We start from the raw sequence: 25153 nt of genomic DNA, 5'->3' as shown, positions 1-25153 counted from the left end.
GTTAAACGTTGAAGAATCGATCGCGCAACTTAGAGAACATTCCCTGTTGGAAATGAGTCAATGCTGGAGCGGATTGCTTTCGGCCCTTGGCAAAAGTTGAAATGAGTTCTTTTTCTTTTGAGCTCAACTTTGTGGGTGTAATCACGTGAATTCCCACTTTAAGATCACCGCGACCATTTCCGCGAAGGCGCGTTATGCCCCGATCTTTAACGGTCAGAACTTCTGACCCTTGCGTTCCGGGTTTAATTTCGAGTGCGACCTCACCATCAAGCCCTGGAACCGTAACTGTGGTTCCTAAGATGGCATCGGTCATTTGAACTTCCAGAGTGCACAGTAAGTCATCATTGTCTCGACTGAACACATCGTGGTGATTGACTTTGATTTCAAAATATAGGTCGCCGGGGACGCCGCCTGCTTGACCAGCTTCTCCTGCTTGAGCCATGTGAAGTCGAACACCTGTATCCACACCTGCAGGAATGTCCAGGGGAATAGTTTTCGACGCCCTTACACGGCCTTGCCCTTGGCATGTTGTACACGGTGCGGGAATGGTGGTTCCATAACCTCTGCAGCTACCACAAGGATTGGAAGTCATGACGTTTCCCAGCAGTGAGCGAACTGCACGTTGAATTGAACCAGAACCGCCACAAATGTCACAGGTCACTGGCGAAGTCCCTGGTTGACAGCAGTTTCCCGAACAGGTTTCGCACACCACTGCTGTATCAATTTCAATATCTTTGTGAACGCCAAAAATCACATCAGCGAGGTCTACCTCTACGCGCAGTAGAGCATCTTGACCACGTTCCATGCGGGAGCGGGGACCGCGTTGCTGGCCTCCACCGAAGAAGGTGTTGAAGATGTCTCCAAAGTCACTAAAACCTTGCCCGCCGAAATTTCCGCCAAAGCCGGCTTGTGGACCCAAATCATATTGTTGGCGTTGCACGGGGTCACTGAGAACTTCATAGGCGTGGGTGACGAGTTTAAATTTTTCTTGTGCAGCCTCGTCTGGATTCACATCAGGGTGAAGCTCACGTGCAAGTCTGCGATAGGCCTTCTTGATATCTTCAGCACTGGCATCACGTGAGATACCTAAAACGTCGTAATGATCAGCCACGAAGGCCATCTCCTTTGAATGAGGGTTTAGCGTGCATCGAGCACACGAGTGAGATATCGGGCAACAGCACGAATTGATGCGATGTTGGAGGAATAATCCATTCGGGTTGGTCCGACCAACCCTAGCGTGGCCTTTTCACCAGCCGAGCTGTAGCCAGTGGAAAGCAAGCTTGCTTGCTCTAAGCCTGAATTACTGTGTTCACGGCCGATACTTACTGCCACCTCGTCAGCATCCGCCTTCATTTCGGTCAATAGTTTCAATAGGACTACTTGTTCTTCAATGGCATCGAGAACTGGGTAAATACTGTCGGAGAAATCTTCGCCCGTTCGCACCAAGTTTGCTGTGCCCGCCATCACTAACTTGTTTTGCCGATTAGCTTGAATGCTGTCACTCAGAGCTGAGGCTATGTGTGTGACTGCTGGAATCAGGGCGTTCGGCACCTGGGACGTGAGTGAAGTTATTGATTCAGAAAGCTCGCTATGAAGCTTCCCGGCTACTTGAGCATTAATTCCAGAACATAACTGGGCAAGGTCTTGTTCACTGAGCTCAACTTCGAGATCTATCAATTTCTGTTCGACCTGGCCGTTGTCGCTAATCACAACGCACAAAGCACGACGATTACCCAGTGAAACGAGCTCGATGTGACGAATTCGGGTAGAACCCAATGTCGGGTATTGGACGATAGCGACCTGGTTAGTCAATTGAGAAAGCAAGCGAACCGTTCGCCCGAGGAGTTCATCAAAATCTGCTGAATCATCGAGAAATTGATCGATGGCTTGCTTTTGCGTGGGCGTGATGTGTTTGACTTCGGCAAGGTGGTCAACGAAAAGGCGATATCCCTTGTCTGTGGGAACTCGACCGCTAGATGTATGAGGGGCAACGATGAGCTCTTCTTCTTCCAGCAAAGCCATATCGTTACGAATTGTCGCTGCAGATACCCCAAATTGATGGCGGTCAACAATAGCTTTTGAACCGACGGGCTCACGTGAAGAAACGTAATCTTGGACGATGACGCGAAGAACTTCAAGCCCACGTTGTGAAACCATCGAATCCTCCTTTACATCACTAGCACTCGATGCTCCTGAGTGCTAATGATATCGGATTTTCCGCCGTCAATCCTGAGAACGAAAGAGTAATTCTCGAACAACTTCATCAGCACGAAGGCGGCCAGAAAGGGTTAAGACAATTCGGCCCCTCATGGCACGCTTACCGTCAATGAGACCACGAGCAATCAGAGTAGAAATGGCTTGAGGATTGTGTCCTTGAGTGGGTATGCCTGCCGCTATTCGTGACCCTAATAACACCTGTTCCAATCTGACTGCTTGCTCGTCAGGAGTTTCATAGGACAAGGCTGGGCTGTGAGCCTCGGCAAGACGTCCGGCATAGGCAGCTGGGTGTTTGACATTCCAGAAACGTATGCCTCCGATAGCCGAGTGTGCACCAGGTCCATAGCCCCACCAATCTTGATTATTCCAATAGGCAAGATTGTGTTGTGACTGTTGCTGTTGCGACTTCGCCCAGTTGCTTATTTCGTACCACTCAAATCCAGCTTTGCTCAAAAGCTCTTCAGCTAGTTCATACATTTCTGCTTGTAAATCATCATCAGGAGCATCCATGGCTCCAGAACTAATTTTGCGCGCCAAAGCTGTTCCGTCTTCAACGATGAGGGCATACGCAGAAATATGCCCTGTGTTCAAAGAGATAGCTTGTTCTAGAGACCTCCGCCAATCTGCCAGGCTCTCTCCCGGAGATCCATAGATCAAATCGATACTGGCTTCTAGCCCGGCAGACTGAATATATGAAACCGCTTGTTCGACGGCAGCTGGATTGTGTGTTCTATCCAGTGCTGAAAGTACGTGGGGAACTGCAGATTGCATTCCCACACTCACACGTGTGAAACCAGCTCTGACTAATCCATCAACATATTCTTCGGTGAGGGTATCCGGATTGGCTTCAACCGTGATTTCAGCTTCTGGTTCAATTCCATGGCTGCCACGAAGAGCTTGTAACGCATCTGCTAGGTCAGAACTAGGCAGTAACGTCGGTGTACCACCACCGAAAAAAATAGTGTGTAACGGTCTTATTGAGACATCTGCTCTTTGAAGAACATCTATCGACAGAGCTATTTCTTTCTTGAGTTCCTCCACATACGAGGCTTGTGAGACTCCTCTGAGCTCAGTGGAAGTGTAGGTGTTGAAATCGCAATAGCCGCAACGAACCCGACAAAAGGGAATGTGCACATAGGCGCTCATCGTTTTGCCCAAGGCGCCAACACCTACAGTGCTCGGCAATGCCCCATTGAGCGGCATAGCCAGACCATCTGGCAATTGGCTAGCCATTGTTTACACCGAACGGGCAGGAAGCAAAGCTCGGACGTAATGACGACGAAGCCACCACTGACGCGCGCGAATGAGTGGGGCACTCCAGGCGTATTTTCTACCTTCAGCAATTGAGGTGACAGAGCGAACTACAGCCCACACTGAATCATCTTCGCGCCACTCCACACCAAAGTATTCCTCGCCAATAACTGGCACGGAATCGAGAGTTCCAAGTGCATAACCCATACGACGGTCTTCGCGGACGACATAAATCACGCGATAAGAGGCAGAAATCTTTGACGGGGTCCACACACCAGCAAGTTCAATCGTGGTTCCCGCAGAAAGAAACGGGGTGCCATCTGAGGAATAGAGCTGATCTAACACATCAGAAGTTGGTGCAATCGGGGCACCAAACTCATTGAATAACAAGCCTGCATAACCTTCAGCATCTGCTTGGTCAATCTTCACGACCTCGAGACGTGAACCACACGGAACACCCCACGTCATCAGTGCGGCAGAAGCAGCGTCAAAACGTTCTTGACCGCTACCGAGGCGAAACTCTGACTGCGAGGATGAGAAGCCTTGCGGAGGGAAAACCAAAACATCTGCTGCTTGAGTTGCTCCAACGCTTCCGTAAGTTACCGAGCGATCGGCAGAGTAATTGCTTCGACGTGCTGATTCGGTCATTTCTTTTTCACCTCATCATCACCTTGTAACGCTGCAATGAATGCTTCTTGTGGAACCTCGACACGGCCAACCATTTTCATACGCTTTTTTCCCTCTTTTTGCTTTTCGAGGAGTTTGCGCTTACGAGTAATGTCACCGCCGTAGCATTTGGCAAGGACGTCCTTGCGGATTGCAGAAATGGTTTCACGCGCAATGATACGTGCCCCAATAGCAGCCTGAATCGGCACTTCAAACTGTTGACGCGGAATGAGTTTCTTCAAACGTTCCGTCATCATCAGACCATAGGCATAAGCCTTATCTTTGTGGACAATCGCGCTGAAGGCATCCACCTGTTCCCCTTGCAAGAGGATGTCGACCTTAACCAGATCAGAATCCTGCTCACCTGCTTCTTCATAGTCCAATGAGGCATAACCCTGGGTTCTGCTCTTGAGGTGATCAAAGAAGTCAAAGACAATCTCCCCCAGTGGGATTTCGTATTTCATTTCGACACGATCTTCACCGAAGTACTCCATGCCAAGAAGATTTCCACGACGGCTTTGACACAATTCCATGATTGTTCCGACGTAGTCCTTGGGAGTGAGAATTCCAGCGCGAACTAAGGGTTCAGATACTTTAATGATCTTTCCCGAAGGGTATTCGCTGGGGTTTGTCACGGTGACGGTCTTTTTATCTTCAGTTGTGACCTCATAGGGAACTGAAGGAGCTGTGGCAATGAGATCAAGACCAAATTCGCGTTCGAGACGTTCGGTAATGATTTCTAAGTGCAACAGGCCTAAGAAACCACAACGAAAACCAAACCCAAGTGCAACAGAAGTTTCTGGTTCATAATTCAGAGAAGCATCGGAGAGTTTGAGCTTGTCTAGAGCTTCACGAAGCACGGGATAGTCCGAGCCATCAATGGGGTAAAGCCCAGAAAATACCATTGCTTTGGGGTCGGTATATCCCGGCAGTGGCTCAGTAGCAGGTTTGACGAAGTCAGTGACAGTGTCACCAACTTTGGACTGACGGACATCTTTAACGCCGGTGATGAGATAGCCCACTTCACCGACCCCTAATCCCTCTGAGGGAATGGGTTCTGGCGAGCTAACACCAATCTCGATCAACTCATGCGAAGCTTTGGTACTCATCATTTGGATTCGTTGACGAGGCTTCAGCATGCCGTCGATAACACGTACGTAAGTGATAACTCCTCGATATGCGTCATACACGGAGTCAAAAATCATTGCTCGAGCAGGAGAATCTGCCTGGCCGACTGGAGCAGGAATCTTCTCGACCACAAGATCCAGCAATTCAGGAACACCCAAGCCAGTTTTACCTGATACGCGAAGAACATCTTCAGGCTTGCCACCGATCAAATCCGCGAGCTCTTTGGCATATTTTTCAGGGTCTGCAGCTGGCAAATCAATCTTGTTGAGCACCGGGATGATTGTGAGGTCATTTTCCATTGCCAGATAAAGGTTCGCGAGCGTCTGCGCCTCAATGCCCTGAGCTGCATCAACGAGAAGAATCGCCCCTTCACACGCGGCAAGGGAACGAGAAACTTCATAGGTGAAGTCAACGTGACCTGGGGTGTCAATCATGTTCAGGGCATAAGTTTGTCCGTCAACGTCCCACGGCATGCGCACTGCCTGACTTTTGATCGTGATGCCACGTTCACGTTCAATATCCATCCGGTCCAAGTATTGAGCACGCATAGAACGATCATCAACAATGCCGGTGATTTGAAGCATGCGATCGGCAAGGGTCGACTTACCGTGGTCAATGTGAGCGATGATGCAAAAATTGCGAATCTTCGCTGGGTTGGTTGACGCAGGCTGCAATGGTTTTGAGGAACGAGGAGACATAGAACCTCTAGTCTCCCACGAACTCAGGCACAGTTTTAGCAACGACAGCGATTACTGGTAGTGTTGTCTATTGGCTTACGTGTAGTCCCACCTGCACGATTCGTCGCCGTGAGCCCTCTACCTCTAGCGCGACACAATCCAAACGTACGAATAACGAGTGAAAGACACGGTAAACGTGGCAAACATTAAGTCGCAAATCAAGCGAATTGGCACCAACGAGAAGGCTCACGAGCGCAACAAGGCAGTGAAGTCTGAAGTGAAGACCGCCGTTCGTGCAACCAAGACCGCTATCAGCGCTGGCGACAAGGCAGCAGCTGAAGCAGCACTAAAGAACGCAAGCAAGAAGCTCGACAAGGCAGTGAGCAAGGGGGTTCTTCACAAGAACAACGCCGCGAACCGCAAGTCATCCATTGCCAAGCAGGTTGCTGCTCTCTAAGAATCACTATTGAATAAGGCCCCCTCAAAGGGGGCCTTATTTAGTTAACGTCTTCCGTAACGCGCAACTACAGTAACCATGCGTTCAAGTGAATAGACAGGGTCGCGCGATGCTCCCTTTACATTCGCATCTGTTTCTGCGATGACCTCTATGGCATTGCCTAATCCAGTTTCGGTCCATCCTTGAAGATCCTTGCGTGCTCGATCAATCTGCCATGGTGCTGCTCCCAGCGCTCCGGCTAGCTCTCCTGCGCTTCTACGCTCGCCGAAGAGCTTGGCCATCAAACGCAGTTTTGCCGCGAACGTCGCAACAATAGGAACAGGGTCGGCTCCCGTTTGCAAAGCATGGCGAAGAATGACAAGTGAGTCTCCAAGTCGACCGGCAACTGCGTTATCAACGACTTTGAATGCTGTAGCCTCAACTCGTCCACCGTAATAATCTTCGACAGTTCGGTCTGTTATTTCACCTTCGGCATCGGCGATAAGTTGTTGGCAAGCATTGGCAAGCTCCGAACCTGATCCAGAAAATGCTTGGACGAGCGAACGCAGCGCACTTGGTGAGATATTTCGACCTGCCTGTCGAAATTCTTGGGCAGCAAAGTCATATTTGTCGTTATCGCTTTTGAGTTCGACACATACGACCTCTACGGCTTCACCAGTTCCTGCTCGGAGAGTATCGAGTAGTTTTTTGCCACGCACTCCCCCGCTATGACGGAGAACCACGGTGGTGTCGGGATCAGGAGATGCGACATAGTCAAGCATGTCAAGGAGAAATTCGTCGTTACATTTTTCAACGTCGCTGACTCGAATTAATCGGGGCTCCCCGAACAAAGAAGGACTGGCGAGAGTGAGGAGTTGGCCAAGGGTATACGAACTTGCATCAATATCGCTGACTTCCAAGGATGCATCTGCAGCACGAAGTGATTCGCGTATCCGCTGCGTAGCACGATCGGCTAGGAAACTTTCAGCACCAGTGACGAGCACGAGAGGTGCGGGTACGGCAGTTGACCACGTGAACTGTGGAATGGAATTCTTTCTCTGAGCTGCCATGATGCAAGCTTAATGCTCAGTCCAGACAGAGATCCCTGTCTGATTCGGTAAGACAAGAATCAATCCGTCTTCATCGGTTCGCGGGGTAAGAGCATTCAAGCTTTCTAGCTCATTCAAGATTTCTTTTCTTGGGTGACCATACTCATTGCCTTTCCCCACAGAAAACAAGCCAACTGCAGGCTGGATGCGTTGATACAAAGTCATGCTTTGATCTGCTGATCCATGATGAGCTACTTTCACAACATCTATCTGAGGGAGGGAAACAGTCTTCAACAATGCGAGTTGAGATTCTTTTCCCAAATCACCCAGAAACAGACTCTGAAATTCGGGAAAACTAACCAACAGTGTCACAGATCCTGGGTTTCCGACACTCATTTCTGGGTGTAATCCGTCTGGCCACAAAACTTGCCACTTCGCAGCGCCGAGATATCCTGACGTTCCGCTCAATCCACGTGAGAGTTGTGCACCAGAGCGTGCGAGGTCTGACAATAGCGATTCATCTTCTTTGTTTTCTGGTTGGCCCACGATGGCCTTTTCAACTTTTCCGATAACTGCTTGAAGCCCGCCAACATGGTCTTTATCAAAATGCGTGAGAACAAGGAGATCGAGTCGAGAAATTCCTAATCTCCTCAGGCACTCCTCCACCTTGCCTTGTTCTCGCCCGGTATCAATAAGGGCGTATGAGCCTTCCGATGCCAGCACAATTGCATCTCCTTGACCCACATCACAAACTGCGATGTTCCATCCAGCAGGGATAGAAGAAATGCTTCGTAAATTGATGACAAACAAGACAAGAACCCAGGACATAACAGACACTGTCAGAAGAGATGCGAATGCCCTCCTCACGCGCGGCGACCGAGCGAGTAAGGCTAAAAGTACGCACGTACTGAAAAATGCCGCTAACAGTGCACCCGCTACACCCGAAACCCATCCGAGGGACGCAAACGGGAATTGAGAAACCGACATGGCAGTAGACCCAATCCACTGGGCAGGCAACCAGCCGATCCACATCAGCATCTGAGCAAGCCAAGGTACTGGTATGGCCAGCACACCCGCGAGCAGGCCGAAGACCGTGGCCAGTGGTGCTACAGGGCCAGCAACCATATTTGCTAGAACACCATATGTAGGCATCTGTGGCGAAAGCAGGATAATAAATGGCTGACACAGCAACTGTGCTGAAAGTGGTACGGCAATTGCTACCGCACACCAATAAGGCATCCATTGAGCAAGCTTCTGGGACAGCGGAAGTGAAAAAAGCAACAATCCAGCAGTGGCAGAAACAGAAAGAATGAAGCCCAATTCAACCGCCCACCAAGGATTCCACAACAGCAAACCCACAACTGCGCTCGATAGGAGCGGAATACCAGCAGCGGGGCGTCCTATTAATAAAGCGATCATCACAATAGTTGCCATCACCGCAGCTCGAACCACGCTCGGTTGTGGAGTCACAATAATCACAAACGCAACAAGTGCCGTCATGCCAGCAATCAATCGAAGTTTGCGCCCAGCTCCACACAAGGCAGCGAACATCATGACACCGGCCGTAACAATTGCACAGTTTGCACCCGAAACAGCAGTGATGTGGGTTAAAGAAACTGTTTTCATGGCGTGATCGAGTGATTCAGATAACCGAGAAGTATCCCCAATTGATAAACCTGGCAATAATTCACCACCACCCCCCGGAAGCTCGGAGGTCAACTCAAGAAATCTTTCCCTGAGATTGACCGCCCACTCAGGCGAGGCGTGTTGTTGAGAAACAACGGCTTCCCACGGCATTGACTCACGATGTGTTGGAAGTCGAATCAGATAAATCAAGAAAAAACCAGAGTTAATCGATCCACTCAGGAACAGCAGCGAATGCAGGCGGGGTCCGAAAATCGCAACGCTAAAACCAACACTGCAACCGATCAATCCCCACAAGAAACTCTTACCGAATTCTTGACCAAGCAGTATGGCTGTTGCCAGGAGAATCCAGCTCGCAAGAACCGGTATAGCCAGTCGAAGGTCTACGGTTCGTGAAGTGAAACTCACAAGCTGACAAGCTCGTGCAGGGACTCAAATAATTTGTCTCCAATTCCAGGGACGTCATTGAGCTGATTTATGTCAATAAAACTTCCATTGGCCTCGCGCCACTCAAGGATTCGTTGAGCCAAAGTGGGACCGATTCCCGGTAGTCCATCAAGTTCATCAGCAGTTGCGTTATTGAGAGAGAGTAAGGCTCCTCCAGAGTTTGCTTGACCCTTTTCGGCACTGCAGTCGGTGTCTACGCTGATTACTATCTGCTCTCCATCAGATACCTGACGGGCAAGATTGATTCCACAATCGCTGGCACCAGGAGCTATTCCGCCCGCGGCCATAACTGCATCGATGACTCGTGAGCCCGGGGAAATTTGGTAAATACCTGGGTGATTCACTCCTCCGGCTACATGGACAAGCACGCCAATTTCTTGTGCAGAGATTGTGGGATTGCCGAGAGCAGTTGATTTGAGCTCAACAGGAACAGTGTTACTGCTGGTAGCTGAACCCACGAATGACCAGGCCACAGCGATAATAACCACAGCTAAACCTGCAATAAACGCTGCAGCCGTAGTGATCTTCCACCTGTAGAGGGCAGGCTTTTGGAGTGAGATCTGGTCTTTTCTTTCCAGACCGAAAGTTTTCTTGAACAGCATTTCCAGAAATTGCATCCACACAACATAAATGAGTTCGCATTGAAAAGGAGATCACTTTTCGCTCTCTGTGGATGAACTGCCAGAAACTTGAGTGTGCATGTCTAGCAGTGTGTCCACGCGTGGCACTGAAGCCGAAAGCGGCTTAACCCATACGGTGAGAGGGTGAGTATTGTCTCCAACGTCCAAACGAAGAAACGCATCCCGTTTTTACAACTTGCCAAAACGATTATTGCCACTCTTCTGGCGTGGTTTGTCGCGTTACTCGTTTATCCCGATGAGCAACCTATCTTTGCAGCAATTGCGGCCATCATCGTTGTGCAACCAAGCATCAATCAATCTTTGGGGAAAGCCCTCGAACGAAGCACCGGGGTAGTTCTTGGCGTTGCTGTGGCTTTAGGCGCAAGTCTGATTTTTGGATCGCACAGCTGGCTTGTTCTAGTCGCGGTTATTGCTGCGTTCATCGCTGGGTGGTTATTCAAATTCACTCCGGGAACTTCGAATCAAATTGCTATTAGCGCCATGCTGGTCATCGCTATCGGTTCTGCAACACCGGAATATGCCCTGGGCCGAATCGTTGAAACCATCATCGGTGCAACCATTGCATTCATTGTGAATGCAGTTATTGTTCCCCCAGTTGCCCTAGAACCATCCCAAAAAGCAGTTTCTGAACTTGGAGCAAATATTGCGGAGGTCCTCGAAGATATTGGAAGTGTGCTGAGACGCTCAACAAGCTATGAAGTTCTCTCCAACATCAACACACGAGCACGTGAACTTCGAAATCAACTCAACGTTGCTCAGGCAACAATCCAAACTGCTCAAGAAAGTCTTCGATTTAATGTCATCAAAGGAAAACACGAGAAAGAACTAGATGCAGAGCAACAGTTGCTTTCTCAATTAGCCGTACTCGTCACCCGAACTATTGGTGTTGCTCGAGCAGTTCGCGACAACTATGACGAATCAGTCATTGCTGAACCTGGTATTGCCCAGATTGCTGAAGAGTTTATGCGTTCAGCTCATGATCTGCGCATGTTGGTTCGTGATGCAGGTCTTCCTGCACACAACCAATCACACCCAGCAACAAATGAACTACCTGCCTTGACCGAACCGATCAGACTCACACCACCCTCAGGAGCTAACTGGATATTAATTGGCTTCCTGATGGAAAACCTTCGGCGTATTCGCGACGAAATAATCAGTGTTTCTGACTAACTAGTAGGTCACCCAGATGAGACATCTCTCATCACACGGTGGTATCCATGTTTTTGCCTCAGGGTAAAGCTCTCTGCGAAGAGTGAGGACACGAGCTACAGATTCATCAAGCTGTGCCGCTGATATTGTTCCCGCTTTCACCGCATTGGTTACAGCAGAAACTAGTGCCCCAACGTCAAAATTCACTCTCGGAACATACAACAAAAGATCGTTTCCAGCTCGCAGCGCTTCGACTGCATTTGTAGTGGAGTCGGAATACTCCGGTAAACCCGAGCTTTCCAGCATGGTCATATCATCGGTGATGATGACACCGTCGAACCCCAAATCTTCCCGCAAAATCTGATGCCATCGTTGTGAAAGCGATGACGGTACTGGATCAATTGCTGGGAAGGATAAATGCCCCAACATCACTAAAGGGTTTCCTGCCGCAATACCCATGGCAAAGGGAATTCCGTCGCTCAGCTTCCAAGACTCATAGTCAAGCGGAGATGATGGAATGCCAACGTGAGAATCTCCTGGCGCACTCCCATGACCGGGAAAATGTTTGAGAGTACTGAGTACATATGGATTCTCGGCAGTCACTGCAGCAGCTACACGATCACCGGCGCTCAGACCGTCAGAGCCAAATGATCGTCCATAAATGAAAGATGCGGCGTCTCCAGAAACATCAGCAACAACGCCAAAGTTGAGATTGATACCAACCGACTTCAACAGTTGAGCTCGTGAAGTAAATGCTTGGGCTGTTGCCTCAATTGGTTCATTGCGAAGCACATCCGCGCCTGCAAAAGTGTCATAGGGAAGTCGCTTGACTTCGCCTCCTTCTTCATCAATGCCGATAAGACGTGGGAGTTCTGGATTACCCCGTAACGCAGCAGTGATGCCAGATAGCTCCTCAGGTGTCTCAGGAATATTGCTACCCATGAGGATGAATCCACCCAATTGTTGAGACTCAACAAATCCCTGAAGCGAGGTTGCGTCAATACCGGGTTGGTTGATGATGAGTAGTGATCTGATTTTCTGCTCAAGAGACATCTCAGACATGGTCTCGTGAACATAAAACTCAACAGGGTCTTCACCCCACACAGTGGGCTGCGCTACAGGGGTAACTCGATAAAACGTAGCCGGGTCAGCTTCGACAGCTTTTGGCTGAGGCCACGTCACACAGATCCACACAATGAAGACAGACGCAACAAACACGCCAAGTATCGTCCACCGACGGCGTACTTGTTTGAGTGTTCCCACCCTGCGAGTTTAGCTAGGAGAGGGAGAGAAAAAGCTTTTCTAATTCAGCAACCGTAGGAGCATCTTTATCTGATTTATCTCCATTGGCTATGCAATCCTGCATTGCCTTGGCAATGATGGCAAAACCTGCTTTATCAATCGCTCCGGAAACAGCAGAAAGTTGGGTGACAACCGCACGGCAGTCACCTCCTGCCTCGATTGCTGTAATAACAGCGGCGAGCTGACCTTGGGCTCTTCTGAGACGATTAACGATGGCACGCTGTTCTGCGGCAGTCACGTCAGTCATTATTGATCTCCAATCGAAGCTAAACCAGCTTTATAGGTGAGATATCCACCATTAAGGTTGAAAACCTCAATGCTTTCTTGAGCTAAAACACGTGCAGCGGTATGTCCGCGCTGACCAACTTGGCAGTACACAATTACCTTGTGGCCTCGGAGCTCTTGAATGTGATCTCGTAGGACATCGAGAGGGTAGTTCACTGAACTAGCAATGTGTCCGTATTTGTGTTCGCCCTCAGTGCGAACGTCAACAATGGTAAAACCTTGTTGAGTGAGTGATTCGATCTCATGCCACTCAACAACTTGTGTAAGACCCTGTGCGATGTTTCTGTTCACATACCCCAACATATTGATGGGATCCTTGGCAGATCCATGTTGTGGGTCGTAACCCAATTCAAGTTGTGCAAGTTGTGATGCAGTGATGCCAGCAAACATGGCTGTAGAAATGACGTCAATTCGCTTATCAACGCCATTGCCGCCAACTGCTTGTGCGCCAAGAATGAGATCAGTGTCAGGATCCACCATGAGCTTGAATCTCATTGTTTGAGCGCCCGGATAATAAGCGGCATGGTCTGCCGGGTGCGTATGAATTACGCGAACTTTGCGCCCTGCAGCACGCAAAGCCTTCTCGCTCCAGCCAACTGTGGCAGCTACCAAGCCGTCAAAACTCACTATTGATGTTCCCAAACTTGGTGTTGCAGAAACAGCGTCAGCACCAGCAATGGCATTGGCAACCGAGTGACCATGCCTGTTGGCCAAACCAGCTAAGGTTGCAAGTCTTTCATCGCCACTGATGGCATCTATCTTTTCTGCAGCATCTCCAACAGCAAAAATGTGTGGGTCACTCGTGCGTTGCAGGTCATCAACCCAGATTCCGCCGTTGGCACCAATCCGAAGACCCGCCTCCACAGCAAGTGTGATTTCAGGCTTAACTCCCATGGCAGAAAAAATCACATCTGCTGGGACAACTTCGCCTCCTACCAGTGTCACTGAAGTGCGCTGGAATGATTCAACAGCTGAGCCCAAACGTAAATCAACACCTGCAGCACGCACACGTTGAGCTACTGCAACAGCGAGTTCGGGATCGAGATAACTCAGAAGTTGCTTTCCCCTGTGAATCAGTGTCACGCTCATTCCGCGCTTGAGAAGATTTTCAGCAAGCTCTAAACCGATGAAACCACCGCCAACAATAACCGCCGACTTGGGATTGGGATATAACCAGGCGATTGCTTTATCCATGTCCTCCACAGTGCGCATCGCAAGAATCCATTTTGAATCTGCACCTTCGGGCATCACAGCTGCTGCGCCTGGAGAAAGAACGAGAAAGTCATATTTCTCGACGTAGGTTACTTTCCACACCCGGTCAAAGATTGTGACTGTTTTTGCTTCACGGTCTATAGAGAGCACTTCGTGACGTACCCGAACGTCTAAGTTGAATCGGGCACCTAAGCTGACTGGATTTTGCAGAATCAGTAAAGAACGTTTTTCTATGGTGTCACTGAGATGGTAGGGCAAGCCACAGTTCGCATAGGAAACAAAGCCGCTTCGTTCCAGGACAACAATATTGGCTTTCTCATCAAGGCGGCGAAGACGTGTCGCCGCGGACATTCCCCCGGCTACACCACCGATGACTACGATTTTGCGAGGCCGAGACATATCTTCAGTTTATACCCCCTGGGGTATGTTTACTCCGTGTTACTTTCCATTTCTGAAAGCAGTTCCCGAACTCGTGGAACAACCACTTCACCGTAAAGGCGAATGCTTTCCATCAAATGCTCATGTGGCAGTGTGCCCAAACTGTATTTGAGGTCAAAGCGAGAGATCCCCAAACCGTGAATACTCCGAGCAAGTTTGACTGCGACAGTTTCTGGTGACCCGGCGAAAAGAGCGCCTTCAGGCCCTGCCTCATGTTCGAACTGTGCGCGCGAAAGCGGAGGCCAACCTCGTGTGCGGCCGATGCGCTCATGCATGGTTGCGTAGTGAGGGAACATGAGATTTTTGGCTTCTTCGTCGGTCGCCGCAATAAAGCCAGGAGAATGCTGCCCAATTGGTAGAACTGGCAAGTCCAGTTGCGTTAATGCTTGGTGATACAGATCAACATACGGTCTAAACCGCAGCGGGTCTCCTCCAATGATCGCCAGCATCAGGGGAAGGCCATATTGGGCCGCACGAACAACAGATTGGGGACTCCCCCCGACACCTATCCAGGTCTTTAGCTTTCCCGAAGCGGTCTGAGGAAAGACCTCTTGATCAACCAGCGCAGGACGGATCGTGCCCTCCCACGAAACTGGACCTCCATGGACTAAATGAGCGAAGAGATCGAGTTTTTCCTCAAAGAGTTTTTCGTAATCCTGAAGGTCGTATCCAAATAACGGGAATGACTCGGTAAACGAACCACGGCCAACGATGACTTCGGCTCGACCCTGAGAAACAGCATCCAGAGTAGAAAATTTTTGAAAAACACGAATAGGGTCATCTGAACTCAACACAGTAACCGCAGAACCCAAATGAATGTTTTTGGTTTGTGCAGCTATCGCCCCGAGAAGAACCTCCGGTGAAGAAACCGCGAAGTCAGAACGGTGATGCTCCCCTATCCCGAAAAAATCCAAACCAATTTGATCTGCTAGCACTGCCTCGGCAGCTACGTTTCGAAGAACTTGGTCGTGAGGGACGGGATTGCCCTCTAGATCAACTGTGACATCACCAAAAGTGTCTAAACCAAATTCCACTATATGTGCCACGATCATCCTTAAATTCCGAAATTTTTACTATTGGTATCAACTCAGACAAGCCGTGTTCTATTCCCTAAGCTGCATCTATGCCAGAATAAACATTGTGATACCCAAAGACGGGTATCACTTTCCATTCACAACGGATCGTCCGGCACGTACCTGCCGGTGAAGGAGCAGTACTCATCATGGCTACAGTTACATTTGAAAACGCCACTCGCCTCTACCCGGGAACAAACAAACCCGCAGTGGACAAAATCAACCTCGAGGTTGCTGACGGCGAATTCCTGGTTCTCGTAGGCCCCTCTGGCTGCGGAAAGTCAACAACTTTGCGCATGCTCGCTGGTCTCGAGGAAGTCAACAGCGGTCGCATTCTTATTGGGGATCGCGATGTTACAGATGTTCCGCCTAAAGACCGCGACATTGCTATGGTGTTCCAGAACTATGCGCTTTACCCCCACATGACTGTGGCTGAGAACATGGGCTTTGCCCTCAAGATTGCGGGAGTGAAGAAGGAAGAGCGTGCCGAACGCGTGCTCGAAGCAGCAAAACTTCTCGACCTCGAACAATACCTCGACCGCAAGCCCAAGGCGCTTTCCGGTGGTCAGCGTCAGCGTGTAGCCATGGGACGTGCAATCGTTCGTAAGCCTCAGGTCTTCCTTATGGACGAGCCTCTATCCAACTTGGACGCGAAGCTTCGCGTGCAGACTCGTACCCAAATTTCTTCTCTTCAGCGTCGCCTCGGTGTTACCACTGTTTATGTCACACACGACCAGGTTGAAGCACTCACCATGGGTGACCGTATTGCGGTACTCAAAGACGGACTACTTCAACAAGTTGGTAGTCCTCGTGACCTTTACGAACGTCCCGCAAACAAATTTGTAGCTGGATTCATTGGGTCTCCTGCAATGAACTTCTTCCCCTCCAAAGTTGTATCTGGTGGTGTCGAGTTTGGAAACACTGTTGCCAAGGTTGACGCTGAAGTGGCGAAAAAAGCTACCGGCGCCGTCACAGTAGGCATTCGCCCCGAAGACCTCACTGTCAACAAAGATAAAGGCCTCAAAATCAAGGTTGATGTCGTTGAAGAACTCGGTGCTGACGGATACCTCTACGGCCACGTCACCATTGATGGTGCAGAGCACAACATCACAGTACGTGTGGATGGGCGCGATCACCCAATGCGTGGCGATGAAGTATTCGTACTTCCCACCGAGAAGCACATTCACGTCTTCGACGCAGAGTCCGGCGAGCGTCTATCAGGGGCAGTAACTCTTTAGTCCCTCTGTATCAAGACAATTCCTCGAAACTTCTCGTGCAGTGTTGCCCGCGATCAGCTAGCTGGTCGCGGGCAACTCGCTTGATAGGAAGAATTCACAAATAATGAGTGGTTCACTCAATATCACCGCAGCCACCGTGGAACCAGGTCTGCTTGCGTTGCCTTGGAATCTTCCACTAGAAATGTGGCCAGATGACACCATCACAGCCCTGCCTAAGGGAATTTCTCGCCACATTGTGCGCTTTGCTCAACTTGACGGCTTCGTCATCGCGATTAAAGAAACCACTGACGAAATGGCACAGAGCGAATACGAGATGCTGCGGAATCTTCAAAAAATAGATATTCCCTGCGTCGAACCGGTCGCCGTTGTTCAGGGGCGTAAAGATGAAGCGGGAAATCCCTTAGCTGCCGCACTGGTAACCCGGCATCTCAAATTCTCAATGCCATTTAGAGCTCTGTATTCAACGACATTGCGCCCTGAAACGACCCAACGTCTCGTTGACTCTCTTGCCTTGCTCCTTGTCCGACTCCACAATGTTGGATTTTTTTGGGGGGATGTCTCCTTATCTAACACTCTATTTAGACGCGATGCTGGTTCGTTTGCTGCCTATCTGGTCGACGCCGAAACAGGCAGACTTTATGACCACCTCACCCCAGGTCAACGCGAACACGATCTCGAGATTGCTCGTGTCAATATTGCCGGTGAACTCATGGACATTCAGGCAGGTGGAAAGCTCGATGCTTCCATAGACCCAGTGGCCACAAGCGAGTCCATCATGGCCTCCTATGACACCTTGTGGCATGAACTCAATGATCCTGAATTATTGAAACAAAACGAACTATGGCGAATCAACAAACGAGTCCAGAGACTCAATGAGCTGGGGTTCGATATTGAAGAACTTTCCATCAAGACAGATGAAGATGGGACACACGTCAAGATTCAACCCAAAGTTGTTGACTCAGGCCACCATGCCAGACGCCTTTTACGCTTGACGGGATTAGATACCGAAGAGAACCAGGCCCGGAGGCTTCTAAACGACCTAGACGCTTACGCGGCAACAGTGAGCCTGCTCAACCTTGATGAAGAAGTCGTGGCGCACTTATGGCTCACCCGTGTTTTCGAACCTGTCATCAGGGCGGTTCCAGAAAACCTCGACAGCAAATTAGAACCAGCTGAAGTTTTCCACCAAGTACTCGAACATCGATGGTTCATGTCCCAGAAGCAATCACGAGATGTTCCCCTCAATGAAGCTGTTCGTGACTATATCGACAATGTGTTGCAATATCGCCGTGATGAAGAAGTTGTGATCAATCCCCCAACTGGAGCATTCACGGCTTCAATTGGCATCCACACCGACAGCATCGGTTTTGGTGCTGAAGACGGACCTCCTCCACCCCGTGGAGCAGATGAACCCGAGGTGGACTGGAGAGACCTGGTTTAGAGGACTTTCTTCACGACAGAGGATTTGAGTTGCATCTGGCCAAAACCATCAACTTTGCAGTCAATGTCGTGACCGTTAGCAGCGTCAGGAACCAGACGAATATTGCGTACCTTTGTTCCCACTTTGATGTCTTGGGGAAAGCCTTTGACTTTCAAACCCTTAATCACGGTGACGGTATCGCCATCCGAGAGAACATTTCCGACAGCGTCCTTAATTTCTGACGAATCTAGACCTTGATCTTCGTCAGGGTTCCATTCGTGTGCACACTCAGGGCACACCAACAATGCACCCATTTCATAGGTGTATTCAGATGAACAAGTAGGGCATGCAGGTAAAGCATTAGCCATGATTCTCCATAAGTGTTAGAACAAAAAATCCCCGCCTGATGCGGGGATTTTTGTGGATCTGAGGGGACTCGAACCCCTGACCCCCTGCATGCCATGCAGGTGCGCTACCAGCTGCGCCACAGACCCTAGTGTTCCGAGCTATTGCTCAGTGACAACTTGTTTAGATTACTACACCTCAGAGGGGCTTGCTAATTGAAGCGGAATAGTTGGACAGTCTTTCCACAAACGCTCCAGTCCGTAATACATGCGCTCTTCTTCATGGAAAACGTGAACTACGAGATCACCAAAGTCCAAAAGAATCCATCGTCCTTCTGCTCGGCCTTCGCGTCGAATTGTTTTGACGCCTGCCTCAATCATTTTGTCTTCAATCTCGTTAGAGATTGCGATGACATTACGTTCATTACGTCCAGTAACGAGCAAGAAAATATCAACTAAAGGCAGAGGTTCGGAGATATCCAATGCAACAAGATCTTCTCCACCCTTGTCATCTGCTGCAGTAGCAGCAATAGCGAGCAGACGAAGAGCGTTTTCAGTAGCAGCCAATTAGAACAGTCCTAAGAAATAACCGGCAACGAATAGGGCCACCACTCCCACAGCCAAACCGGCAGCTGTTACAGAGAGGATGAAAGGTAGTCGTTCGTTCATACCTCGTGGTGTTGTGACGACTGTGTTGGAGATGTTGTAGGCGCTCACAGCAGAAGCTGCACTGACAGGTGCCATTCCCTGTGTTGGGGCGGGTTGATCCTCATCAGCAATGATGTCGACCTCAGAGGTGTCGATTGCATCAAGTGCACCCGTTTGAGAAACAGAAGATGGGATCAGAATTGACCCCGTGATGACTATTTCGCCAGTGGGAACAATCGGTGCAATGCTTCCGGTTGTTTCTGGAAGATTGGGCAAAATAAGAGTGTTTGGAATGACTGAGATAGAGCCTGTGGTTGCAGGGACGGCGCTGGCAAGATTGCCATTGTCGACACTTACTTCACCGGCTTCCACGACAGCTTCAGCTGCAGCTACTGCTTCAGCGATGGCAATTGCAGCTGTAGCCTCTGAGATAGTTTGTGGCTCTAGTTCAGATTCCTGGTCATCATCGTCATCAACAGAGACGTCCTCGAGTTCTTCGAGAGGTAGATCCTCGGCAGCTGATGCCGGCTCGGAAGTTTCAGCAATAGTTTCTGCAGCTGCGACCTCAGCCTGCAGCTGTTGCTCTTCACGTTTCTTTTCATCAGCACGCGCTTGTTCTTCACGGCGCTGAGCATCGGCAGACTCTGCAGCACGTCGTTCAGCTTCAGCGATTTCAGCTGCAACACGCTCTGCCTCGAGACGTTCTGATTCTGCTCGCTCGGCAGCTAGTTTTGCTTCAGTAGCTCGCGCCTCTTTTTGTTCTGCAGCAATCACTGCTGCCGCTGCAGCAGCAGCTTCCGCTTCACGAAGTGCCGCTTCCTTAGCAGCAAGCTTTTCTGCCTTAACTGCTGCGGATTGAGCTTTCTTCTCTTTGCGTGCTAGCTTGCGTAGTTCGCTCTTTGAAGGTCCTGTTGAAACAGTGTCGGTGTTTGTGGTGAGTAGAGAATCAAAACCAGTAACGATCTCACCAGTGTGTTCAGAAACGGTAGCCAGAGTTTCTTCAACTGCAGTGAGAGAACCTGAATCGAGAGCAGGGGAAACCACGAGAGGTTCAATAGGTCCAGTCTCTGCAGCTGTTACAGGTACTGAGATGGGAGGAACTGCGGATTCTGGCTCAATGTCAACTTGTTCAACGGGAGAAACGACAGATTCAGGCCTAGTAGGAGTGGGAAAAGTAACCGAGGGCGAAGGAACAACTTCCTCAACGCGTGATCTCTCTGCTTCTACCTGTGCTTGCGCCTTGGCGGCAGCAGCTTCTTCGGGAGTAATGACAGGCATTTGGCCTGTTGCGGCGATGTATTCGACAACAGCAGTGTCCGGGTCAATGCCACGTGCTTCTAATTCACGCCGTGCTTTACGAGAGAGGTCGCCGAATTCGTTGAGGACGATCTCGGGGGTGTCACCACTCACGTTGTTCTCCGATACAAATTCTTCTTCTCGATGTATTCAGCTACCCCTGCTGGAACAAGTCCCTCGAGTGAGTGACCTTCCTTGATTCGATCACGACATTGAGTTGACGAGATAGGTAAAGCTGACATTTCTAGCAAGTTTACGCTGGGTGAAAGCTTTGTGGGGACTTCTACTGGTGTTCCGTGCCGTGAAACGACAACAATTGTGGCCAACTGGGTTAGTTGTTCGTAATTTTTCCAGGAAGTAATACCAGAAAAAGCATCATCCCCGAGGATAAAAAAGAGTTCTGCGCTGGGATATAAATTGGCCAGATCCGTCAGAGTATCGATGGTATACGTCGGCCCTTGACGTTCAATATCGACGCTACTAACGGACATTCGTTCTTGCCCTAGTAGAGCGATTTCAACCATCGCGAAACGGTCAATAGCTGGTGTCTTGACATTTTTTTGCCAGGGATCACCTGCTGGAACAAACAGGACATGATCGAGTTCAAGACGCTCTAGAACTGCCTGAGCAACAGCTAAGTGGCCGTTTTGGGGCGGATCAAACGTTCCGCCAAAGACGCCAATACGCGAGCTGTGACCGGGATCGGTCATAAATTCTTCTTTAGTGGTGGACGCCGTGATCGGATGCTTCAGACCACTTCTGACGGTGACGTGCAGCAACGTTCTTGTAGCTGTAGGTGACCAAACCAAGGAAAGTAAAGAAGCCAGCTGCGATGATTGCAAAAGCAATTGCGGGAATCACGAGTGGAAAGGCTTCGTGACCTTCTGTGTTGGCAAGAATCTCTACTGCATTCATCGTTTCTCCATATTGGTGGTGATAGATAAAGTCTAGCGGCGAATTTGCCCAGAACCTCGGACAATCCACTTTGTTGACGTAAGTTCAGGAAGGCCCATCGGACCACGGGCGTGAAGCTTCTGAGTCGAAATACCCACCTCCGCACCGAAGCCAAATTCTCCACCATCCGTAAATCGTGTTGAAGCGTTCACCATCACTACAGCAGCATCAACCTCGGCTAAGAATCTTTCTGCCTGAGCAATATTGTTCGTGAGGATGGACTCGGTGTGTTTGGTTGAGTACTTTCTGATGTGCTCGAGCGCCTCGCTCAAGCCAGCGACGATTTTAACTGACATCTCGAGGGACATGTGTTCAGTCGCAAAGTCTTCATCAGTGGCAGATCCCAGGCTAGAACAGAGAGTCTGTGCTGACGTATCGCCCTTGAGCGTTACACCAGCAGCTTCAAGCCGAGAAACAATGCGTGGAAGCAATTCTGAAGCAATTTTTTTATCGATGAGAAGTGTTTCCAAAGAATTGCACACACTCGGACGTTGAACTTTGGCGTTATGGACGATCTCCACTGCCTGATCGAAATCTGCTGATTCTTCGACATAAATATGCACAACACCAGCGCCAGTTTCAATAACAGGGACTTTGGATTCTTGAACCACTGCATTGATGAGGTTGGCACTTCCACGAGGAATAAGAACATCCACAAAGCCGCGTGCAGCCATGAGTTGCGTAGCACCCTCACGACCGAGCTCATCAATTGTTTGCACGGATGCCTGAGGAATACCAACAGACTTTAGTGCTGATTGCATGAGCGCCACGGTTACTGTATTTGTTCCTTCTGCTGCAGTGCCACCACGTAACACCGCTGCATTACCACTTTTAAGGCATAATGCGGCGATATCAACGGTGACATTTGGTCGTGCTTCATAGATTGCACCGATGACACCAAAGGGCACCCTCACCTGCGAAAGATGAATACCGTTAGGCATGTCATTTCCACGAACAACTGCCCCGACTGGATCGGGAAGTGAAATAACGTCACGGACAGCTTGAGCTAGGGAAGAAAGCCGCTCTGGGGTGAAACGAAGTCGATCGAGCATGCCAGAGGACATGCCGTTTGCCTCTGCCTTTTCAATATCCACGTCATTTGCCCTGAGGATAAGGCCTTGGTTTGCGTCGATGGCGTCTGCAATTGCCTCTAGTGCCGTGTTCTTCTGCGCAGTACTGAGTGTCCCTAAGACGCGAGACGCTTCTTGAGCAGCCTCAAGCTTGATGAGGAGCACAGGACTAAGATGCGTATTCAAAGCGGACATATCCCCATGTTATCGAGCTCAGAGATGATCAATTGAGCTTGCCGCGTCGAACCAAGTTCCCACGTTTTCTCCACGCAATGCAGAAGAAACGAGTGCAGCATCTGTTATGAGCACTGATGTTCCAGTTTGAGCAGCAAACTGTGCAGCAGCTGCCTTCGTTCCTGCGCCCCCACTTCCAACGCCAGCGGAGCCAACAGTTCCAAACTCAACATGGTCAAGAAGATGACCAAAAGGTACGTTTTCAATACGTTGTGCACCGGGTTCATGAGGCGGTTTGGTGTAAATGCCATCAACATCAGACAACAGCACGAGCACATCAGCTTGAACGAGCTGAGCTACAAGAGCTGCAAGGTGGTCATTGTCACCAAAACGAATTTCTTGGGTGGCAACGGTGTCATTCTCGTTCACGATGGGAAGCACTCGCAGTTCCAGCAATTTCTCCATTGCTAAAGCTGCATTAGAGCGTGTTGAGTCGTTTTCGAAATCACCCGAGGTGAGCAATACCTGTCCTGCAACGATGTCGAAGTTGTCCAAAAGCTCTTGGTATCGAACCATTAGCCTGCTTTGACCAACAGCAGCGGCAGCCTGCAGGGTTGGGAGATCTGTAGGTCGAGAAGTCAGATTGATGTATGGAAAGCCTGTTGCCATTGCACCTGAGGAAACCAGAACAACCTCGGTTCCTCGACTGTGCATTTCTGCCAGTGCGTCCACAACAGTCTTGATTTGGTGAACATTTTCACCACTGATCGAGGAAGAACCGACCTTGACCACTACACGATGTGCACGAGGGATATCTTCGCGTGAACTAACTCTCATCTGCGATCTCTTCATCTACTTGCCAAATACCTGCATCACGTTCTCGAACGAGTTCGTCACGGGCTTCTTGTTTCGCGTCCATCAAGTCGTAATAAGAATCCCGGCGTTCCTTGTTGGTTCGACGATTGTTTTGATTCAACCTCTCGTCTGTTCCACGGGGTCCTGTCATGAGTTCTGCCGCAGAAGTCATCGTTGGCTCCCAGTCAAAGACCAATCCGTTGCCCTCACCAATGATGACGGTTGAACCTGCAACAGCGCCTTTCTTGAACAACATATCCTCGACACCAAGCTTCGCTAAACGGTCAGCAAGGTAACCGACAGCCTCTTCGTTGTTGAAGTCGGTTTGTTCAACCCAGCGCTCAGGCTTAGCTCCCAACACGCGATAAACGTTCCCGTTAGAGCCACCTTCGACGCGGATGTCGAATCCTTGATCATCAACTGCTCTAGGTCGAAGCATGATCACCGGAACAACTTCATTGTCAGCAGCTTGCTTACGCCCTTCCTCAACGACCTCGGCAAGAGCGAATGACAGTTGACGCAATCCTTCATGCGAAACGGCAGAAATCTCAAATACTCGATATCCACGCTCTTCAAGGAATGGCCTCACCATATCCGCAAGGTCTTTGGCGTCGGGGACATCAACCTTATTAAGTGCAATCAACTGAGGTCGTTCCAATAAAGGAATCTGCTCAGAAGGAACTGGATAAGCGGCAAGCTCCGCAAGAATCACATCAAGATCAGTGAGCGGGTCACGGCCTGGTTCTAGAGTTGCACAGTCAATCACATGAAGAAGTGCTGTACACCGCTCGACGTGGCGAAGAAACTCTAGGCCAAGTCCTTTACCTTCGGATGCACCCTCAATGAGGCCAGGAACATCTGCGATGGTGTATCGAACTTCACCTGCTTGAACTACGCCCAAGTTGGGGTGAAGTGTCGTAAATGGATAATCAGCAATCTTGGGTCGAGCTGCTGATAGGGCTGCAATGAGAGAGGATTTCCCTGCAGAGGGATACCCCACAAGAGCAACATCAGCCAAGGTCTTGAGTTCAAGAATGATGTCGCCCTCAAACCCCATAGTTCCCAGCAGTGCGAAACCAGGAGCTTTGCGTTTGGTGGATGCCAAGGCTGCGTTGCCAAGTCCTCCCTGACCTCCAGGAGCAATCACCACTTTCATACCTGGAACATTCATATCTGTAATGAGAGTTCCGTCTGCGTCCTTGACCACAGTTCCCACAGGAACGGAAAGAACAAGATCTTCGCCCTTAAATCCTTGACGGTGGTCGCCCATACCGGGGCCACCGTGTTGGCTTTTGATGTGGGGTGAGCGATGGAAGCTCAGCAGTGTAGTTACCTGAGGATCTGAGTAGAGAACAATATCTCCCCCATCTCCCCCATTTCCACCGTCGGGACCTGCAAGTGGTTTGAATTTTTCCCGCTTAACCGAGACACAACCATTTCCACCGTGGCCAGCTTTGAGGTGCAAAGTGACGTTGTCAACGAATGTTGCCATCAGCTGCTCCTCATCTAATGAAGTGAATGTATGTGAAATAAGAAAAG

At 49.8% G+C, this 25153-nt stretch carries 24 protein-coding genes and 1 tRNA gene; 4 read left to right on the top strand and 21 right to left on the bottom strand.

Going from position 1 to position 25153, the window contains the following annotated elements; genetic code table 11:
• Nucleotide 1: 1 nt before the first annotated feature.
• The 5 genes from dnaJ to lepA all read right to left on the bottom strand — a co-directional run bounded on the left by dnaJ (nucleotide 2) and on the right by lepA (nucleotide 5960).
• On the bottom strand, nucleotides 2-1111 hold the full coding sequence (gene dnaJ, locus AINA4_RS03675; protein WP_281787576.1) for a molecular chaperone DnaJ: 1110 nt from the start codon (nucleotides 1109-1111) through the stop codon (nucleotides 2-4).
• A 26-nt stretch (nucleotides 1112-1137) separates the two neighbouring features.
• Complete coding sequence (gene hrcA / locus AINA4_RS03670; RefSeq protein ID WP_280798931.1) at nucleotides 1138-2157, bottom strand: heat-inducible transcriptional repressor HrcA; 1020 nt, start codon at nucleotides 2155-2157, stop codon at nucleotides 1138-1140.
• Nucleotides 2158-2223: 66 nt separating this feature from the next.
• Nucleotides 2224-3450 carry a radical SAM family heme chaperone HemW gene (hemW, locus tag AINA4_RS03665; RefSeq protein ID WP_281787575.1) on the bottom strand — a complete coding sequence of 409 codons (1227 nt, stop codon included), beginning with the start codon at nucleotides 3448-3450 and terminating at the stop codon, nucleotides 2224-2226.
• Nucleotides 3451-3453: 3 nt separating this feature from the next.
• Nucleotides 3454-4116, bottom strand: coding sequence for a DUF1990 family protein (locus AINA4_RS03660; RefSeq protein WP_281787574.1), 663 nt, complete (start codon nucleotides 4114-4116; stop codon nucleotides 3454-3456).
• Nucleotides 4113-5960, bottom strand: a complete 1848-nt coding sequence (lepA, locus tag AINA4_RS03655) for a translation elongation factor 4 (protein ID WP_281787573.1) — start codon at nucleotides 5958-5960, stop codon at nucleotides 4113-4115. The genes AINA4_RS03660 and lepA overlap by 4 nt, the downstream gene beginning before the upstream one ends.
• 175 nt (nucleotides 5961-6135) lie before the next feature.
• On the opposite strand from lepA, the gene rpsT reads away from it, so the two are divergent.
• Entirely contained in the window at nucleotides 6136-6396 is a 261-nt protein-coding gene (rpsT, locus tag AINA4_RS03650) for a 30S ribosomal protein S20 (RefSeq protein WP_096381263.1), read from the top strand.
• Between the two features lie 44 nt (nucleotides 6397-6440).
• On the opposite strand, the gene holA is transcribed toward rpsT, so the two are convergent.
• Genes holA through AINA4_RS03635 form a run of 3 tightly spaced genes read right to left on the bottom strand, consistent with a single transcriptional unit; the run spans nucleotide 6441 to nucleotide 10117 of the window.
• Nucleotides 6441-7445, bottom strand: a complete 1005-nt coding sequence (gene holA / locus AINA4_RS03645) for a DNA polymerase III subunit delta (protein ID WP_281787572.1) — start codon at nucleotides 7443-7445, stop codon at nucleotides 6441-6443.
• Between the two features lie 9 nt (nucleotides 7446-7454).
• Nucleotides 7455-9476 (bottom strand): ComEC/Rec2 family competence protein, encoded by a 2022-nt coding sequence (locus AINA4_RS03640; RefSeq protein WP_281787571.1) that lies wholly within the window; start codon nucleotides 9474-9476, stop codon nucleotides 7455-7457.
• Complete coding sequence (locus AINA4_RS03635; RefSeq protein ID WP_281787570.1) at nucleotides 9473-10117, bottom strand: helix-hairpin-helix domain-containing protein; 645 nt, start codon at nucleotides 10115-10117, stop codon at nucleotides 9473-9475. The genes AINA4_RS03640 and AINA4_RS03635 overlap by 4 nt, the downstream gene beginning before the upstream one ends.
• Nucleotides 10118-10279: 162 nt before the next feature.
• Here AINA4_RS03635 and AINA4_RS03630 point away from each other — a divergent pair, with 162 nt between their 5' ends.
• Nucleotides 10280-11326, top strand: a complete 1047-nt coding sequence (locus AINA4_RS03630) for an FUSC family protein (RefSeq protein WP_281787569.1) — start codon at nucleotides 10280-10282, stop codon at nucleotides 11324-11326.
• Here AINA4_RS03630 and AINA4_RS03625 read toward each other — a convergent pair whose 3' ends face one another.
• Genes AINA4_RS03625 through AINA4_RS03610 form a run of 4 tightly spaced genes read right to left on the bottom strand, consistent with a single transcriptional unit; the run spans nucleotide 11327 to nucleotide 15588 of the window.
• Entirely contained in the window at nucleotides 11327-12568 is a 1242-nt protein-coding gene (locus tag AINA4_RS03625; protein WP_281787568.1) for a glycoside hydrolase family 3 N-terminal domain-containing protein, read from the bottom strand.
• A 13-nt stretch (nucleotides 12569-12581) separates the two neighbouring features.
• Complete coding sequence (locus AINA4_RS03620) at nucleotides 12582-12854, bottom strand: metal-sensitive transcriptional regulator (RefSeq protein ID WP_281787567.1); 273 nt, start codon at nucleotides 12852-12854, stop codon at nucleotides 12582-12584.
• Nucleotides 12854-14503, bottom strand: a complete 1650-nt coding sequence (locus AINA4_RS03615) for an FAD-dependent oxidoreductase (RefSeq protein WP_281787566.1) — start codon at nucleotides 14501-14503, stop codon at nucleotides 12854-12856. The genes AINA4_RS03620 and AINA4_RS03615 overlap by 1 nt, the downstream gene beginning before the upstream one ends.
• Before the next feature lie 29 nt (nucleotides 14504-14532).
• On the bottom strand, nucleotides 14533-15588 hold the full coding sequence (locus tag AINA4_RS03610) for an LLM class flavin-dependent oxidoreductase (protein ID WP_281787565.1): 1056 nt from the start codon (nucleotides 15586-15588) through the stop codon (nucleotides 14533-14535).
• Between the two features lie 176 nt (nucleotides 15589-15764).
• On the opposite strand from AINA4_RS03610, the gene ugpC reads away from it, so the two are divergent.
• Together ugpC and AINA4_RS03600 are read left to right on the top strand one after the other, a co-directional pair.
• Nucleotides 15765-16853, top strand: coding sequence for a sn-glycerol-3-phosphate ABC transporter ATP-binding protein UgpC (gene ugpC / locus AINA4_RS03605; protein ID WP_281787564.1), 1089 nt, complete (start codon nucleotides 15765-15767; stop codon nucleotides 16851-16853).
• A 103-nt stretch (nucleotides 16854-16956) separates the two neighbouring features.
• Entirely contained in the window at nucleotides 16957-18294 is a 1338-nt protein-coding gene (locus AINA4_RS03600; protein WP_281787563.1) for a DUF4032 domain-containing protein, read from the top strand.
• Here the strand turns inward: AINA4_RS03600 and AINA4_RS03595 are convergent.
• The 9 genes from AINA4_RS03595 to obgE all read right to left on the bottom strand — a co-directional run bounded on the left by AINA4_RS03595 (nucleotide 18291) and on the right by obgE (nucleotide 25106).
• Entirely contained in the window at nucleotides 18291-18641 is a 351-nt protein-coding gene (locus AINA4_RS03595; RefSeq protein ID WP_281787562.1) for a zinc ribbon domain-containing protein YjdM, read from the bottom strand. The genes AINA4_RS03600 and AINA4_RS03595 overlap by 4 nt on opposite strands.
• A gap of 53 nt (nucleotides 18642-18694) precedes the next feature.
• Nucleotides 18695-18767 (bottom strand) — tRNA-Ala (locus AINA4_RS03590).
• A 42-nt stretch (nucleotides 18768-18809) separates the two neighbouring features.
• Nucleotides 18810-19184 carry a ribosome silencing factor gene (gene rsfS / locus AINA4_RS03585; RefSeq protein WP_281787561.1) on the bottom strand — a complete coding sequence of 125 codons (375 nt, stop codon included), beginning with the start codon at nucleotides 19182-19184 and terminating at the stop codon, nucleotides 18810-18812.
• Nucleotides 19185-20675: a hypothetical protein gene (locus tag AINA4_RS03580; RefSeq protein ID WP_281787560.1), complete on the bottom strand. Its 1491-nt coding sequence runs from the start codon at nucleotides 20673-20675 to the stop codon at nucleotides 19185-19187.
• Nucleotides 20672-21271 (bottom strand): nicotinate-nucleotide adenylyltransferase, encoded by a 600-nt coding sequence (gene nadD, locus AINA4_RS03575; RefSeq protein WP_281787559.1) that lies wholly within the window; start codon nucleotides 21269-21271, stop codon nucleotides 20672-20674. The genes AINA4_RS03580 and nadD overlap by 4 nt, the downstream gene beginning before the upstream one ends.
• A 10-nt stretch (nucleotides 21272-21281) precedes the next feature.
• Nucleotides 21282-21476: a hypothetical protein gene (locus AINA4_RS03570; RefSeq protein WP_281787558.1), complete on the bottom strand. Its 195-nt coding sequence runs from the start codon at nucleotides 21474-21476 to the stop codon at nucleotides 21282-21284.
• A 32-nt stretch (nucleotides 21477-21508) separates the two neighbouring features.
• Nucleotides 21509-22780, bottom strand: a complete 1272-nt coding sequence (locus AINA4_RS03565) for a glutamate-5-semialdehyde dehydrogenase (RefSeq protein ID WP_281787557.1) — start codon at nucleotides 22778-22780, stop codon at nucleotides 21509-21511.
• Nucleotides 22781-22798: 18 nt separating this feature from the next.
• Nucleotides 22799-23596, bottom strand: coding sequence for a glutamate 5-kinase (gene proB / locus AINA4_RS03560; protein WP_281787556.1), 798 nt, complete (start codon nucleotides 23594-23596; stop codon nucleotides 22799-22801).
• Nucleotides 23586-25106 (bottom strand): GTPase ObgE, encoded by a 1521-nt coding sequence (obgE, locus tag AINA4_RS03555; protein ID WP_281787555.1) that lies wholly within the window; start codon nucleotides 25104-25106, stop codon nucleotides 23586-23588. Before obgE ends, proB begins: the two co-directional genes overlap by 11 nt.
• Nucleotides 25107-25153 lie beyond the last annotated feature (47 nt).

It is taken from the genome of Aurantimicrobium sp. INA4, assembly GCF_027924525.1.
Lineage (GTDB): Bacteria > Actinomycetota > Actinomycetes > Actinomycetales > Microbacteriaceae > Aurantimicrobium.
The sequence above is the reverse complement of the archived record's forward strand: the minus strand, read 5'-3'. Positions and strand labels throughout refer to the sequence as shown.

What these genes read in the sequence shown, in the direction of transcription:
- hrcA (WP_280798931.1), bottom strand. Translation starts at nt 2,157, where the DNA reads ATGGTTTCACAACGTGGGCTTGAAGTTCTTCGCGTCATCGTCCAAGAT.
- hemW (WP_281787575.1), bottom strand. Translation starts at nt 3,450, where the DNA reads ATGGCTAGCCAATTGCCAGATGGTCTGGCTATGCCGCTCAATGGGGCA.
- AINA4_RS03660 (WP_281787574.1), bottom strand. Translation starts at nt 4,116, where the DNA reads ATGACCGAATCAGCACGTCGAAGCAATTACTCTGCCGATCGCTCGGTA.
- lepA (WP_281787573.1), bottom strand. Translation starts at nt 5,960, where the DNA reads ATGTCTCCTCGTTCCTCAAAACCATTGCAGCCTGCGTCAACCAACCCA.
- holA (WP_281787572.1), bottom strand. Translation starts at nt 7,445, where the DNA reads ATGGCAGCTCAGAGAAAGAATTCCATTCCACAGTTCACGTGGTCAACT.
- AINA4_RS03635 (WP_281787570.1), bottom strand. Translation starts at nt 10,117, where the DNA reads ATGCTGTTCAAGAAAACTTTCGGTCTGGAAAGAAAAGACCAGATCTCA.
- AINA4_RS03620 (WP_281787567.1), bottom strand. Translation starts at nt 12,854, where the DNA reads ATGACTGACGTGACTGCCGCAGAACAGCGTGCCATCGTTAATCGTCTC.
- AINA4_RS03615 (WP_281787566.1), bottom strand. Translation starts at nt 14,503, where the DNA reads ATGTCTCGGCCTCGCAAAATCGTAGTCATCGGTGGTGTAGCCGGGGGA.
- ugpC (WP_281787564.1), top strand. Translation starts at nt 15,765, where the DNA reads ATGGCTACAGTTACATTTGAAAACGCCACTCGCCTCTACCCGGGAACA.
- AINA4_RS03600 (WP_281787563.1), top strand. Translation starts at nt 16,957, where the DNA reads ATGAGTGGTTCACTCAATATCACCGCAGCCACCGTGGAACCAGGTCTG.
- AINA4_RS03595 (WP_281787562.1), bottom strand. Translation starts at nt 18,641, where the DNA reads ATGGCTAATGCTTTACCTGCATGCCCTACTTGTTCATCTGAATACACC.
- nadD (WP_281787559.1), bottom strand. Translation starts at nt 21,271, where the DNA reads ATGACCGATCCCGGTCACAGCTCGCGTATTGGCGTCTTTGGCGGAACG.
- AINA4_RS03570 (WP_281787558.1), bottom strand. Translation starts at nt 21,476, where the DNA reads ATGAATGCAGTAGAGATTCTTGCCAACACAGAAGGTCACGAAGCCTTT.
- AINA4_RS03565 (WP_281787557.1), bottom strand. Translation starts at nt 22,780, where the DNA reads ATGTCCGCTTTGAATACGCATCTTAGTCCTGTGCTCCTCATCAAGCTT.
- proB (WP_281787556.1), bottom strand. Translation starts at nt 23,596, where the DNA reads ATGAGAGTTAGTTCACGCGAAGATATCCCTCGTGCACATCGTGTAGTG.
- obgE (WP_281787555.1), bottom strand. Translation starts at nt 25,106, where the DNA reads ATGGCAACATTCGTTGACAACGTCACTTTGCACCTCAAAGCTGGCCAC.